Here is a 13,728-nt window from a genome sequence, read left to right on the forward strand (position 1 = left end):
ACACCCGTTCCCATACCGAACACGGAAGTTAAGCTCTTTAGCGCCGATGGTAGTTGGGGGCTTCCCCCTGTGAGAGTAGGACGTCGCTAGGCAATGAAGACAGTCAGCTGAGTGCTGGCTGTTTTTTATTAAAGAAATTATTATTGAAATGAAGCTAAAGCTGATGACAGCAACTACAAAATACAAATATTTGCTTTTAATCTTTGCCACTTCTTACGGATTGAAGCATTAGCAAAGACTATTAGAATATAAAAATAAAAAAAATATAAAAAGTATTGCATATGTTATTTTTCTATGATATATTAATAAATGTCTTAAAGAGGTCCCGTGGTGTAGCGGTTAACATGCCTGCCTGTCACGCAGGAGATCGCCGGTTCGATCCCGGTCGGGACCGCCATTATAAACGATAATATAGTTCTTATGATGCTTTTAAATCATAAGAACTTTTTTTATTGTTAATATAAGGGAATTAGTGGATATCGATAAAATTGGTTCAATAATATTTGTTGGGGTATCCATAGATTTTTAGAATAATTATGCCTCGGCATAATTGCGTTTAGAATTGGCTTTGTGCTTGCACAAAGAACCCCTTTCCGATTCCGTGAAGCCCCAACACTCATATCGAAAAACTCGTTAGCAAAGGTCGTTGTATGTGTCAACAAACTGAACGCTATTATAGGGTGACTATTTTTTATCGATTCCTCTCGTGATGGAATTTGGAGGTGTTTAGCATGCGAAATTATTTTTACATAAAACGTTTGAATATAAGCTTACTCATAGGTGCTATTGTAATACTAGCAGGCTGTGGAGATCCTATTTTAGACATAGAGGAGTCCAATGCGTACCACTGGCAGAAAAATATGAATGAAGCCGAATTTGAAAAATTAAAAGAAGGCATGTCATATATGGATGTAGTAAAAATTGCAGGGGGAGCAGGGGACATGATAAAAAATGATCAATACCGCTGGAATGATGAAATACTTATGACAAAAACCTATATAGTACGATTTAAAGATGATAAATTGGTTGATAAAAAGGTTAGTGAGGTAAAGGAGCATAAAAAATAAGCACGTTTTTTATAAGCGTGTTTTATTTTTATTTAGCACATAAATTAGTATCGTCAGCGATAATTAAGCCTAGGCATAATTGTTTCAGGCTAATGACGAAGGCTAATTTGCATAAGTTTTAGGACTCACCTCATGATGAGCATCAGCTTGGAGTGAAAATCTCCTTTGTTTATTTGATACAAAATTTATAATTTTTTGTCGACAAGCTGCAACAATTACGCCAAGGTGTAATTGTTTTTTTGAAATCCATTGGATGTTTTGAACATTTACGCTTGTTTCGGTAAACTAGAAGTAATGGAGCTAGGAGAGGAAAAAGAGATGATGTATGAAAAAATAATGAATTCACTTGGTGATACTGAGAATTTTGCGTTGAAACTAGCAAGCTTACTAGAAGCCCAAGATACAATTACATTAGAGGGTGATTTGGGCGCTGGTAAGACGACATTTACGAAAGCATTAGCGAAGGGACTTGGTGTGATGAGAACGGTCAATAGCCCGACATTTACGATTGTTAAGCAATATGAGGGGCGTTTACCATTTAATCATTTAGATGTTTATCGTTTAGCAGAAAGCGATGAGGATCTTGGATGGGACGAACTATTTTATGGTGATGCGGTGTCAGTTATCGAGTGGGCTCATTTGATTGCACAGGATTTACCACAGGAGCGTCTTGGAATAGAAATTTACCGGATCGGAGAAAATCAACGACGATTTGTATTAACACCACTTGGAAAGCGATATGAGGCATTATGTGAGGAGCTAATGAAATGATTTGGTTAGGGATTGAAACAGCGAATGCACCACTTTCTATTGCTGTAATAAAAGATGGGAAAGTGATCGCGGAGATTGTACAAAATATTAAATTAACGCATTCAGCAGGTGCTATGCCAGCTATTGAAGAAGTGCTAGCAAAGGCTGGCATAAAGCCAAGCGAGTTGGATGCGATTGCTGTATCAGAAGGACCTGGTTCTTATACCGGTGTACGAATAGGTGTGACGCTTGCTAAAACATTAGCATGGACATTGAAAAAGCCTTTAGTTGGAATATCTAGCTTAAAGTCATTGGCCGCAAATGCAGCACTATATGATGGGTTTATTTGTCCTATTTTTGATGCGCGAAGAGGCAATGTCTATACGGCCGTTTATAAAGGTTGTGGGCTTGAAACAATTATAGAAGATTATCACGATCATATAGATGGCTTGTTAGAGCGTTTACAGGCTTTAGAGGCGCCGGTTTTATTTGTTGGAGCCGATGTAGATGTTTTTTGGCATAAAATCGTAGAGGTAATGGGTGAGCGAGCTCAGCGTACGCAATTTAGCAATGATTTACCACGAGCAAGTGAAACGATTAGACTAGCTACTAAAATGGAGCTACCAAGTGTGGATGCAGTTCATCATTTTATTCCGCAATATAAACGCATTGCAGAGGCGGAGGCAAACTGGCTAAAGGAACAAAAGGAGAAGGCTCATGAGTAGTGATGTAACGTATCGTAAAATGGGATCTGATGATGTACCAGCAGTATATGAAATTGAGCTTGCTACATTTCCTACACCATGGACGTTAGATTCCTTTTACTATGAAGTGCACGAAAACCAGTATGCATATTACTTGCTAGCTGTGGATGAAGATGATCGTATTATCGGTTTTTGCGGAATGTGGATGGTTATAGACGCAGCGCAAATTACAAACGTTGCCGTTATAGAGGCTGCTCGAGGTCGCGGCATTGGTGAAGGATTAATGCGAGAGGCTATGCGTATTGCTAGAGAGCATACTATGGAAGTCATGAGTTTAGAGGTACGAGTAACAAATACAGTTGCTCAAAATCTTTATCGAAAGCTTGATTTCCAAGATGGCGGTATACGTAAAGGCTATTATACAGATAACGGGGAGGATGCCCTTGTCATGTGGGTGAATTTATGATGGAAGATCGAATGATATTAGCAATAGAATCGAGCTGTGATGAAACAGCAGCGGCGATTATTCGAAATGGTTCTGAAATTGTTTCAAATGTAGTTGCATCTCAAATAGAAAGTCATAAACGATTTGGTGGGGTTGTGCCTGAAATTGCATCTCGTCATCATGTTGAGCAAATTACAGTAGTTATAGAAGAAGCATTAGCACAGGCAAATATGAAGCCAGCTGATTTAGATGCTGTGGCAGTTACAGAGGGCCCTGGTCTTGTAGGTGCACTGTTAATTGGGATTAATGCCGCGAAGGCCTTTGCGTTTGCTAATAATTTACCGATTGTAGGTGTGCATCATATAGCTGGACATATATATGCTAATGCACTCGTGCAACCAATGGATTTCCCATTGTTAGCACTTGTTGTATCAGGTGGCCATACAGAGCTAGTTTATATGAAAGAACATGGCTCTTTTGAAGTCATCGGTGAGACGAGAGATGATGCAGCTGGTGAAGCTTATGATAAGGTTGCGCGTGTTTTAGACTTACCATATCCAGGTGGTCCGCGAATTGATAAATTAGCACATGAGGGAGATGAGGCTGTATCCTTCCCAAGAGTGTGGTTAGAGGAAGATTCTTATGATTTTAGTTTTAGTGGCTTGAAATCAGCGGTTATTAATTATAAGCATAATATGGACCAACGCGGTGAAGAAATTTGTCCGACTGCCGTTGCCAAAGGGTTTCAGGATAGCGTAGTTGAAGTATTAACGGCGAAAACATTACGGGCAGCTCGCGAATATAACGTGAAGCAGGTTATTGCAGCGGGTGGTGTAGCGGCAAATAAGGGTTTGCGTACATCACTTGAGATGGTATTTGCTGAAGAAAACATACCATTTTTCGTGCCACCATTAAAGCTGTGTACAGATAATGCCGCTATGATAGGGGCTGCAGCAACACCTATGTTTGAAGCCGGTATTCGAGGCAATTTATTAATGAACGGTCGCCCTGGAATGGAGTTAAAATCCTGGGTATAACTTTTTCTGGGTGTCATGAAATCGGAAAGGAGTTAATAAAGGATATTAGCCTAAATTCATCGCATCCTTGCGTAACGCTAACTGACCTGTATTATGTCGCTGACGCTGCGCTTTCGCGCAAAAAACATCTGCTGCTGCCGCTGCGTTAGCACTACGCTTTCGCGCAAAAAAATATCTGCAGGCCAAAGCACAAAGCCGATTTCGGACTGAGGCATAATTGATTATAGAAAAAGAGGCGTTTTAGATTTGATTCTAAAATACCTCTTTTTGCTTTTGTGAAAAAATTGTTGAGAAAATAGTATCTATAAGAAAATTTGAATCCGATCAGTTGACAAATTTTTCAGAAAATTATCCACAGGTAAGGTAGAAATAAAACAGCGAACATCCGTACTTATGCACAAAATGTTGATAACTTGTGCATAACTTGTGATTATTCAATATATAGTAGCCTATTTTGCACAAAATAATGTGAATAAAATATTTTTGAGTTGTGGACAATGTGGAAAAGTCTGTTGATATGTTGGTATTACTAGATTTATAGTGTGTATAAAGTTGTGGGCATTTTTTGTCGAAAAATAGCACTTGACCAATATATATGAAAAATCAACGCGAGTAAAGTAAAAAGCCATGTGACTAGGCACATGGCTTTATAAGTTTTATCCCACCTCAAGAGAGATGTTATAAAATAATATTTTCAAGTTCTTCACTTAGCTCGAGCCATTCCATTTCGAATAACTCATACTGTTCCTTAGCAGTTGATAATTCCTCTTGAAGTTGTGTAATTTTTTCGTGGTCTGTGAATATCTCAGGATCGCAAAGAGCTTCTTCTAAGCGAGCTATTTCAAGATTTACTTGCTGCATTTTCCCCTCTAGTTCCTCAAGCGTGCGTCTAATTTGGCGCTCCCGTTTTTTAGCCTCTTTATCAATTTTAGAGGTAGAGATCTTCTCAGATACAACAGCTTGTACTTGCGGTTGAGCGGCAGCCTTCATTTGTGCAATTTCCAATAGTTCTTGTTTCTTTTCAAGATAATAATCATAGTCACCTAAGTACTCAAAGGAACCATCGCCGGATAGTTCGATTACTTTAGTAGTGATTCGATTGATGAAATATCGGTCATGCGATACAAATAAGAGCGTTCCAGGATAATCGATCAGTGCGTTTTCCAGTATCTCTTTACTATCTAAGTCTAAGTGATTGGTAGGCTCATCGAGAATTAAGAAATTTGCCTTTTGCATCATCAACTTAGCTAGTGCAAGTCTAGCCTTTTCTCCACCAGATAAAGATGACACGATTTTATCTACATCATCGCCACTGAATAAGAAACGGCCTAGCACCGTGCGAATATCTTTTTCATTCATTAAAGGCCATTCATCCCATAGCTCTTTTAGCACACTTTTATTGCTCGATAGCTTGGCCTGCTCTTGATCGTAATAACCAATTTGAACATTTGTACCATAGCGAATCTCTCCAGAGAGTGGTAGTAAATCTTTGACGATGGTTTTTAATAAAGTTGATTTACCAACACCATTGGGTCCAACAAGTGCAATACGGTCTTCTCGGAAAGTGCGCAATGTGATGCCGCTTGATATTTTCTTATCACGATAACCTATAGCTAAGTCATCAATAGATAATACATCGTTTCCACTTTGGCGCTCAATTGTAAAGCCGAAGCTTGCTGATTTTTCATCACCATCAGGGGATTCCATCCATTCTGTTCGCTCAAGCATTTTACGACGACTTTGTGCCATTTTAGTAGTAGAAGCACGAGCAATGTTTTTTTGAATAAATTCCTCAAGCTTGGCCTTTTCATCTTGCTGACGTTCATAAAGCTTCAAATCACGCTCATAATTTTCCGCTTTTTCATCTAAATAGGCACTATAATTGCCTGTATATTTTGTGACGCGATGACGAGAGACTTCGTAGACAATGGAAACAACCTGGTCTAAGAAGTAGCGGTCATGGGAAACAATTAGAATAGCCCCTTCATAGCCTTTTAAATATGATTCCAACCAAGAGAGGGTATCAATATCTAAATGGTTAGTAGGTTCATCGAGTATTAATAGATCAGGTTTACTTAACAGAAGCTTAGCAAGCGCTAACCGAGTCCGTTGTCCCCCTGAGAGTGAGCTAATTGGCTTTTCGTAATCATTAGGATAGAACTGCATGCCATGAAGCACAGAACGTGTATCAGATTCATATTGATAGCCACCTGCATCTTTAAAATTATGCTGCAAATGATCGTATTCAGACATTATTTTTGCATATAAAGTAGGGTTTTCATAAACAGCAGGGTCGGCCATTTGTTGTTCTAATGATCGGATTGCCTGTTCTTGGGTAATAAGCGGCTCAAAAATTGTCATCATTTCATCCCAAATCGACAATGTTGAGTTTAATCCAGCATGCTGCTCTAAATACCCAATTTGTATACCTTTAGGGATAATAATATCGCCAGAGTCATATGACATTTGACCAGCAATTATTTTAAGTAAAGTGGACTTACCAGCACCGTTACGACCTACTAATGCAACGCGGTCACGATGTTGAACCTCTAATTTTACGCCACTTAAAATTTCATCTGCAATAAAGGATTTATATAGTTGATTGACCTGTAAAACAATCATTCTTGACACCTCAATTCTACCTTAGTGTAATGGATGTGCGATTGCCTTGCAATGTCGATGCTTTACTTATTCCAAGCTGTCATGTAAGATTGAAACGATTTCTCTTTAGTTAGTGGCGTAAAAGCGCCATTAACTAAAGGGAAATCCTCCAGTGAATATAATAAACTTAGAAATATTAAGCATGTATCATAAATGGTTCATCACCAAAAGTTGTGGATGACGTTTGTTAAAATGTCTACTATGTAAATAGTTGATTGGAGTGGAGACTGGGCGACTCCTCGGGGATCAGCGTCACAGATGAGACCCCTGCAACGCAGTGAAGCGGCTCATCGGACGCCCCTAGGAAGCTTTGCTCTGTAGCGAAAGCGAAGTGTCAGCTACAAATGTTTTCTGTGCGAAAGCGAAGCGTCAGCTACAAAGCGCCCAGTCGGAACGGAAATCAACCACACGTTTTGGTGATGATCCTTATAAATAGAATTTGATACATTATAAGGAGGAAAAAGTTTGAAACAAGAATTAAAAATTCCACAAGCCACTACGAAAAGACTTCCTCTCTACTATCGATTTATCCAAAACTTTGCACAAGAAGGCATGGAACGTATTTCGTCGAAGGAACTGAGTGAAGCAATGAAAATTGATTCTGCAACTATTCGCCGTGATTTTTCTTATTTTGGTGCTCTTGGGAAAAAGGGATATGGCTATGATGTGCAGCATCTCTTGAAATTCTTTAGTCAAACGCTCGATCAACATGAAGCCACAAAAGTAGCGTTAATTGGTGTAGGGAACTTAGGTAGTGCTTTATTAAAATACAATTTCCAAAAAAATCATAATACCCATATCGTTGTGGCATTTGACTCAAAGGCCCCGAAGGAAGGGAAGATGATTAGCAATATTCCTGTTTTTCATCCTGATTTATTGGAAGAAAAGTATGCAGAATATGGAGCGGAGCTTGCAATTTTAACAGTTTCACCACGCTCTGCACAGAAAATGGCTGATAGATTAGCGGTGATGAACGCAAAAGGAATTTTAAACTTTACGCCAGAGCGTATTACTGTACCAGATAAAATGCAACTTTTAACAATCGATTTGTCGGTAGAATTGCAGGCACTCATTTATTTAATTCGTAATCAGGAAGAGTGATAATTGTACATAATTTAACTTCTTTCAGTGAATGTTTTTTGTACCGAATATGAGATAAAATGAGAGAATGACGAAAAACTTTCACATATTATTAGTTAGCAAAATGGCGAAATATGCGTTAAAATGATGGATATAAAGAGGAGGTGGCTGTAATGGGTCCAATAGGTCCAATGAGCCTCATTATTATCGGAATTGTCGCATTACTAATTTTTGGTCCTAAGAAGTTACCAGAGCTAGGTAAAGCATTTGGTTCAACATTACGTGAATTTAAAAATGCTACAAAAGGATTAGCCGACGAAGATGATGATGACAAGAAGAAGAAAGAACTAGATAAGTAAAGTTAGGATGTTTGAGGAATGAATCCAAAAGATCTAACTGTTATTGAACATATAGAAGAATTAAGAAAACGGCTTTTCATTGTTGCCGTTTTCTTTGTTCTCGCTATGATTGCTGGCTTTTTTGTTGCGAAGCCGCTTGTTAAATATCTTCAAATTACTGGAGAGTCTTACAATATAGAACTTCATGCGTTTGATGTAGTAACACCACTGGCAATTTATATCCAAGTTATTTTTTTAGTATCATTTATCCTATCTTCGCCGGTATTGATGTACCAATTATGGGCTTTTATTAGCCCGGGACTTAGGGACGTAGAACGAAAAGCAACCTTAAGCTATATACCGTATTCATTTTTATTATTTTTAGCAGGGTTATCCTTTTCATATTTTTTACTATTCCCTTATGTCATAAAGTTTATGATGAATTTATCAAACGAATTGGAGATTCAACAAACGATTGGCATACATGAATATTTTTCGTTTTTATTTAAGCTTACAATACCCTTTGGTTTCCTTTTCCAATTGCCGATAGTAGTCTTGTTCTTTTCACGCATTGGGATTCTATCTCCTGAGTTACTAATTCGTATTCGTAAGTATTCATACTTTGGTTTATTTGTATGTGCTGCTCTAATCGCACCACCTGAATTAGCTTCACACTTAATGGTTTCAGTACCGTTATTTATTCTTTATGAAATTAGTATTATGATTTCTCGTGTTGGCTATAAGAAATACTTAAAATCAGAAGAAATGCGATTGAAGGAAGAGCAAGAAGCTGAGCAAAAACGCCAGGTCGAAGAGGCACTTGAACAGCAACGACGTCAAATCGAAGAATTAAATCAATAATAATAGAAGCTCGATGCCTATTAATAGCATCGAGCTTTTTCGTCGTTATAAATAGCTAGGTTCAACTAGAAATCGGCGGTATGCAAAAATTTCACTGATTTTTATTGCATTTTTTCTAGTTGTTCAAGAAACTTTTGCAGTGGTTCGGCATACAATTGTACAAGCGTCACAAAACCATTCAGCATGACGTGGGCGATAATGGACGTCCAAATGCGTTTTGTTTTGTGATATAAGAAGGCAAAAATCAATCCGCAAATTGTATAAAGCAAGATATGTCTGAAGTCGAAATGAATAAGTGCAAAGAAAATGGCACTTACTATACCAGCTATCCAGAAATTGGTCGTTTGGACAAGCGATCCGAAAATAACACGGCGGAAGACGAATTCTTCTAATATTGGCCCAAACACGACAATCGCTAATATCGCAATAGGAGCGCCTTTTGCAATAGCTACAATATCAGCTGTGTTTTGCGATCCACCTTGGATACCGAATACAGCCATTTCGATAGCTGCGCCAATCATTTGGCCGATGAAAACTAAGAAGAAACCGATAATTCCCCACATAATTGACAGAGGTATAGTTTCTTTCTTTCCTTTATAAATATCCCAAAACGCTTTATCGCGGGATGTTAGGAGTAAGCTTAAAATTAACGCAATGGCAAAGCTAAGTGCGATATACCAGCCTTGAGTAAGCGGGGCAGCCTGCCCACTAGGTAAACCAGTTGTACTCATAACAAGCTTATGAAACGGTTTTGCCAGTAATATCCCCGATATTTGCATGAGGATATAAATCAGTAAAATATAAAGGGCTGTTTTTTTATGTTTATTTATTTTTTGAGAATTGTTCACAGTCAAAATCCTTTCCATTCATTATGCTACCTTTCTATTGTAGAGGAATATGGAAAGAAAACAAAATTTTTCGAAGTTCTGACTTGCAAAAAAAAGTGTGATTGATTATCATAATAATTGTATTAGCACTCGACTAGATAGAGTGCTAATAAACTTTCAAGTATATATTTAATTAATAGGAGGTTGTTTCACTTGTTAAGACCACTAGGAGATCGTATTGTAATCGAACTAATCGAGGTAGAAGAAAAATCTGCATTCGGTATTGTACTGCCAGACTCTGCAAAAGAAAAACCGCAAGAAGGTAAAGTTGTAGCAGTTGGGACGGGTCGCATTTTAGAGAACGGGCAACGTGTAGAGCTTGACGTAAAAGTTGACGACCGCATTATTTTCTCTAAATACTCTGGTACAGAAGTTAAATATGAAGGTAATGAATACCTAATTTTACGCGAAAGTGATATTCTTGCAATTATTGAATAAATTAATACTTTTAAAGATTCATTACCAAAAGTTGTGGATGGCATTTTTAAAAACGTCTACTATGTAAATAAGTTGATTGGAGTGAAGGCTGGGCGACTCCTTAAAGCGCGCAGTAGGAACGGAGATCAACCATACACATTTTGGTGATAATTCCTTTTAAAGTAAATGCCTAGTAATTGTCACAAATAGATGGCAATGACTGTATGGCGAAATTTCTATAAATATATTGATGAAGCTTAACGAATATTCCATTTCAGGAGGGTAAATTCAAATGGCAAAAGATATTAAATTCTCAGAAGACGCTCGTTCATTAATGCTACAAGGTGTAGATAAATTAGCAAACGCAGTAAAAATTACATTAGGGCCTAAAGGTCGTAACGTAGTTTTAGAAAAAAAATTCGGTTCACCACTTATTACAAATGATGGTGTAACAATTGCAAAAGAAATCGAGCTAGAAAACCCATTCGAAAACATGGGGGCAAAATTAGTAGCAGAAGTTGCTTCTAAAACAAACGAAATCGCTGGTGACGGTACAACAACTGCAACAGTATTAGCACAAGCAATTATTCGTGAAGGTTTGAAAAACGTTACAGCTGGTGCAAACCCTGTAGGCATTCGTAAAGGGATCGATAAAGCAGTTGCAGCAGCCCTTACAGAATTACACGCTATTTCTCGTCCAGTTAGCAACAAAGACGAAATCGCACAAGTTGCGGCTATCTCTGCTGCTGATGATGAAGTAGGGCAATTAATCGCAGAAGCAATGGAACGTGTGGGTAACGATGGTGTTATCACAATTGAAGAATCTAAAGGCTTCACAACTGAGCTTGATGTAGTGGAAGGTATGCAATTCGACCGTGGTTATGCATCACACTACATGGTAACAGATACAGATAAAATGGAAGCGGTATTAGATAACCCATACATTTTAATTACTGATAAAAAAATTACAAACATTCAAGAAGTATTACCATTATTAGAACAAGTGGTACAACAAGGTCGTCCACTATTAATCATCGCTGAAGATGTTGAAGGTGAAGCTCTTGCAACACTTGTAGTGAACAAACTTCGTGGTACATTCAATGCTGTAGCGGTTAAAGCGCCAGGGTTTGGTGACCGTCGTAAAGCAATGCTTGAAGATATCGCAATTTTAACAGGTGGTCAAGTAATTACAGAAGAATTAGGCTTAGACCTTAAATCAGCTGATATTACATCACTTGGTCGCGCTGCGAAAGTTGTTGTTACAAAAGACAATACAACAATTGTAGAAGGTGTTGGCGGTGCAGATGCAATCGAAGGCCGTATTGGTCAAATCCGTGCTCAGCTTGCTGAAACAACTTCAGAATTCGATAAAGAAAAATTACAAGAACGCCTTGCAAAATTAGCAGGTGGTGTAGCAGTAATCAAAGTTGGTGCTGCAACAGAAACAGAACTAAAAGAACGCAAACTACGCATTGAAGATGCTCTGAACTCAACTCGCGCAGCAGTTGAAGAAGGTATCGTTTCAGGTGGTGGTACGGCACTTCTTAACGTATATGCAGCAGTTGAAAAAGTTGCAGATGCAGAAGAAGGCGACGTAGCAACTGGTGTGAAAATTGTTCTACGTGCTTTAGAAGAGCCAGTCCGTCAAATCGCAAACAACGCTGGTCTTGAAGGCTCAATTATCGTGGATCGCCTAAAACGCGAAGAAATCGGTGTAGGCTTCAACGCTGCAACAGGCGAATGGGTAAACATGATTGAAGCGGGCGTAGTAGACCCAGCGAAAGTAACTCGCTCCGCTCTACAAAACGCAGCATCTGTAGCAGCTCTATTCTTAACAACAGAAGCAGTTGTAGCAGACATCCCAGAAGCAGCTCCAGCAATGCCAGATATGTCTGGTATGGGCGGCATGCCAGGAATGATGTAATCTACGGCTCCAGCCAAATAAAAATCACTTCTCCATTTGAGAAGTGATTTTTTATGTTTAGCGAATATTTATTAGTGAATCGCTGATAGAATATGGATAATCGCTGATAAACCACCGACAATCGCTGATAAAAGCAGTAAAATCGCTGATAAAAACAGCAAAATCGCTGATAAACTCCCAACAATCGCTGATAAACCACCGACAATTGCTGATAATAAGCTTGTTAGCAGCGAAACTTTATGGTTTAGCGGCGTTCTTTGCGTGGTTGGCGGCGAAACTCAAAGTTTTAGCGGCGAATTCCAACATAAGCCGTAAAATTTAGGAAAACTAAAATCAGGGTTGAAAAACTTTGTATAGAATTTTACACAATATTAAGGGCTTGACTATAAAAACAGCACAATCGCTGATAAACTTCCGACAATCGCTGATAAACCCCAAACAATCGCTGATAAACCACCGATAATCGCTGATAAACCACCGATAATCGCTGATAAACCCCCAACAATCGCTGATAAAGATACAAACCTGCTAATAAAAAACTCCGAAAAGTAGCTTAGAGTTATTCTTTTTGCTTCAACCTAAAATCAGGGGAAATATAAGAGATTAGAGTATAATCCATTTCTTCTCCTGCTTGAGTTGATAATTGCACAAGTAAAGATTCTTCAGTGTTTGAGGGATGTATAGCGCTTGTTTTTATAGTAACCACTTGAACACCGGTTCTTCTTGGGTTTCCAACAACGACCACCTGATTCCCTAATGTATAAACTGCTGTAATATCAGTTTGGAACGCGACAATATATAAATCTAAATCCGTTTTATTGTGAAACATTGGAATCGTGAATCCCATATTTTGTTCAAAGTCGTACCATTCAGAAAGAGCAACATCGTAATTCGTAAATAGTCGATGCAGTGCATAATGAATTCTAGTTGGAACATAGCTCCACCGACCGATTGAGCTATGCCAATATTCTTCATAAGCGGGTCTCATGTAGCCAGGATTATTGACGATCACTTCATAAGGAATGGTATCGCCATTCTCTATTACCTGTGAAAGTGTAACAAATTTTGATGGGGGAGATAATTCTGGAAAAGGAGGATCAGCAATTGTTTGGGGTTTTATCGGCTCAAGGCTTTTTAAACGATTTTCTAGACCTTTTATTTGTGCTTTAAGTCCATTTAATCTACTCAATTCTTTTGCATCAAAAGAAGATACAATGCTCAAATTAATTAATATTAAGCTAATCATACATAAAGTTATTTTTTTTACGTTACACATAGATGCACCTCTCCTATACTGTGCTCATTAAATGAGCGAATATGTAGAATGGCTAAAAAACTTTCTAGACATGTTTTCACTTCCTGTCCTACTAAACAATAAAAAGGCAATCCATTAGTTCGTATTTGAACTTCTGGATAGCCTTTTTTGCTATAGTCATTTTTCTTGGACTTCCAATATGTTAGGTGACCAATCTACATGCCTGGTAGGTTAAAGCCTGGTAAACCTGGTAAGCCAGGATATTGTCCGCCTGGGAATGGCATCGGACGTGGTGGATATGG

General features: G+C 38.4%; 13 protein-coding genes, 1 tRNA gene and 1 rRNA gene. 12 read left to right on the forward strand and 3 right to left on the reverse strand.

The features are described 5' to 3' along the window. The 7 genes from rrf to tsaD form a co-directional block, all read left to right on the forward strand. A 5S ribosomal RNA gene (gene rrf, locus ACIQZA_RS22705) occupies positions 1–92 on the forward strand; the annotation flags it as partial. Between the two features lie 229 nt (positions 93–321). Beyond that, positions 322–397, forward strand: a tRNA-Asp gene (locus ACIQZA_RS22710). Between the two features lie 334 nt (positions 398–731). Then, positions 732–1,067, forward strand: coding sequence for a hypothetical protein (locus ACIQZA_RS22715; RefSeq protein WP_402884110.1), 336 nt, complete (start codon positions 732–734; stop codon positions 1,065–1,067). 321 nt (positions 1,068–1,388) lie between these two features. Next, positions 1,389–1,838: a tRNA (adenosine(37)-N6)-threonylcarbamoyltransferase complex ATPase subunit type 1 TsaE gene (gene tsaE, locus ACIQZA_RS22720; RefSeq protein WP_400940971.1), complete on the forward strand. Its 450-nt coding sequence runs from the start codon at positions 1,389–1,391 to the stop codon at positions 1,836–1,838. Continuing rightward, entirely contained in the window at positions 1,835–2,542 is a 708-nt protein-coding gene (gene tsaB / locus ACIQZA_RS22725) for a tRNA (adenosine(37)-N6)-threonylcarbamoyltransferase complex dimerization subunit type 1 TsaB (protein ID WP_142510295.1), read from the forward strand. The genes tsaE and tsaB overlap by 4 nt, the downstream gene beginning before the upstream one ends. Then, positions 2,535–2,987 (forward strand): ribosomal protein S18-alanine N-acetyltransferase, encoded by a 453-nt coding sequence (gene rimI / locus ACIQZA_RS22730; RefSeq protein WP_400940859.1) that lies wholly within the window; start codon positions 2,535–2,537, stop codon positions 2,985–2,987. Before tsaB ends, rimI begins: the two co-directional genes overlap by 8 nt. Next, on the forward strand, positions 2,987–4,003 hold the full coding sequence (tsaD, locus tag ACIQZA_RS22735; RefSeq protein WP_400940974.1) for a tRNA (adenosine(37)-N6)-threonylcarbamoyltransferase complex transferase subunit TsaD: 1,017 nt from the start codon (positions 2,987–2,989) through the stop codon (positions 4,001–4,003). The genes rimI and tsaD overlap by 1 nt, the downstream gene beginning before the upstream one ends. A 678-nt stretch (positions 4,004–4,681) precedes the next feature. Here the strand turns inward: tsaD and ACIQZA_RS22740 are convergent. After that, positions 4,682–6,625 (reverse strand): ABC transporter ATP-binding protein, encoded by a 1,944-nt coding sequence (locus tag ACIQZA_RS22740; protein WP_142510298.1) that lies wholly within the window; start codon positions 6,623–6,625, stop codon positions 4,682–4,684. A gap of 504 nt (positions 6,626–7,129) precedes the next feature. Between ACIQZA_RS22740 and ACIQZA_RS22745 the strand changes: the two genes are divergently transcribed. From ACIQZA_RS22745 to tatC, 3 genes are all read left to right on the forward strand, one after another. After that, positions 7,130–7,765 carry a redox-sensing transcriptional repressor Rex gene (locus ACIQZA_RS22745; RefSeq protein WP_132364235.1) on the forward strand — a complete coding sequence of 212 codons (636 nt, stop codon included), beginning with the start codon at positions 7,130–7,132 and terminating at the stop codon, positions 7,763–7,765. A gap of 152 nt (positions 7,766–7,917) precedes the next feature. Continuing rightward, positions 7,918–8,103, forward strand: a complete 186-nt coding sequence (locus ACIQZA_RS22750) for a twin-arginine translocase TatA/TatE family subunit (RefSeq protein WP_132364233.1) — start codon at positions 7,918–7,920, stop codon at positions 8,101–8,103. An 18-nt stretch (positions 8,104–8,121) separates the two neighbouring features. Further along, on the forward strand, positions 8,122–8,943 hold the full coding sequence (gene tatC, locus ACIQZA_RS22755) for a twin-arginine translocase subunit TatC (protein ID WP_400940865.1): 822 nt from the start codon (positions 8,122–8,124) through the stop codon (positions 8,941–8,943). A gap of 101 nt (positions 8,944–9,044) precedes the next feature. Here tatC and ACIQZA_RS22760 read toward each other — a convergent pair whose 3' ends face one another. Further along, positions 9,045–9,809, reverse strand: a complete 765-nt coding sequence (locus ACIQZA_RS22760; RefSeq protein WP_402884113.1) for a CPBP family intramembrane glutamic endopeptidase — start codon at positions 9,807–9,809, stop codon at positions 9,045–9,047. A gap of 174 nt (positions 9,810–9,983) precedes the next feature. Between ACIQZA_RS22760 and groES the strand changes: the two genes are divergently transcribed. Together groES and groL are read left to right on the forward strand one after the other, a co-directional pair. Continuing rightward, a complete protein-coding gene (gene groES, locus ACIQZA_RS22765) occupies positions 9,984–10,268 on the forward strand; it encodes a co-chaperone GroES (RefSeq protein WP_049667833.1) in 285 nt (94 codons plus the stop codon). A 271-nt stretch (positions 10,269–10,539) separates the two neighbouring features. Continuing rightward, a complete protein-coding gene (gene groL / locus ACIQZA_RS22770; RefSeq protein WP_142510301.1) occupies positions 10,540–12,171 on the forward strand; it encodes a chaperonin GroEL in 1,632 nt (543 codons plus the stop codon). A gap of 559 nt (positions 12,172–12,730) precedes the next feature. On the opposite strand, the gene ACIQZA_RS22775 is transcribed toward groL, so the two are convergent. Further along, positions 12,731–13,447: a hypothetical protein gene (locus tag ACIQZA_RS22775; RefSeq protein ID WP_402884115.1), complete on the reverse strand. Its 717-nt coding sequence runs from the start codon at positions 13,445–13,447 to the stop codon at positions 12,731–12,733. Positions 13,448–13,728: the final 281 nt, after the last annotated feature.

Origin of the sequence: Lysinibacillus sp. NPDC096382 (assembly GCF_044762845.1) — a bacterium.
Taxonomy (GTDB): Bacteria; Bacillota; Bacilli; order Bacillales_A; family Planococcaceae; genus Lysinibacillus.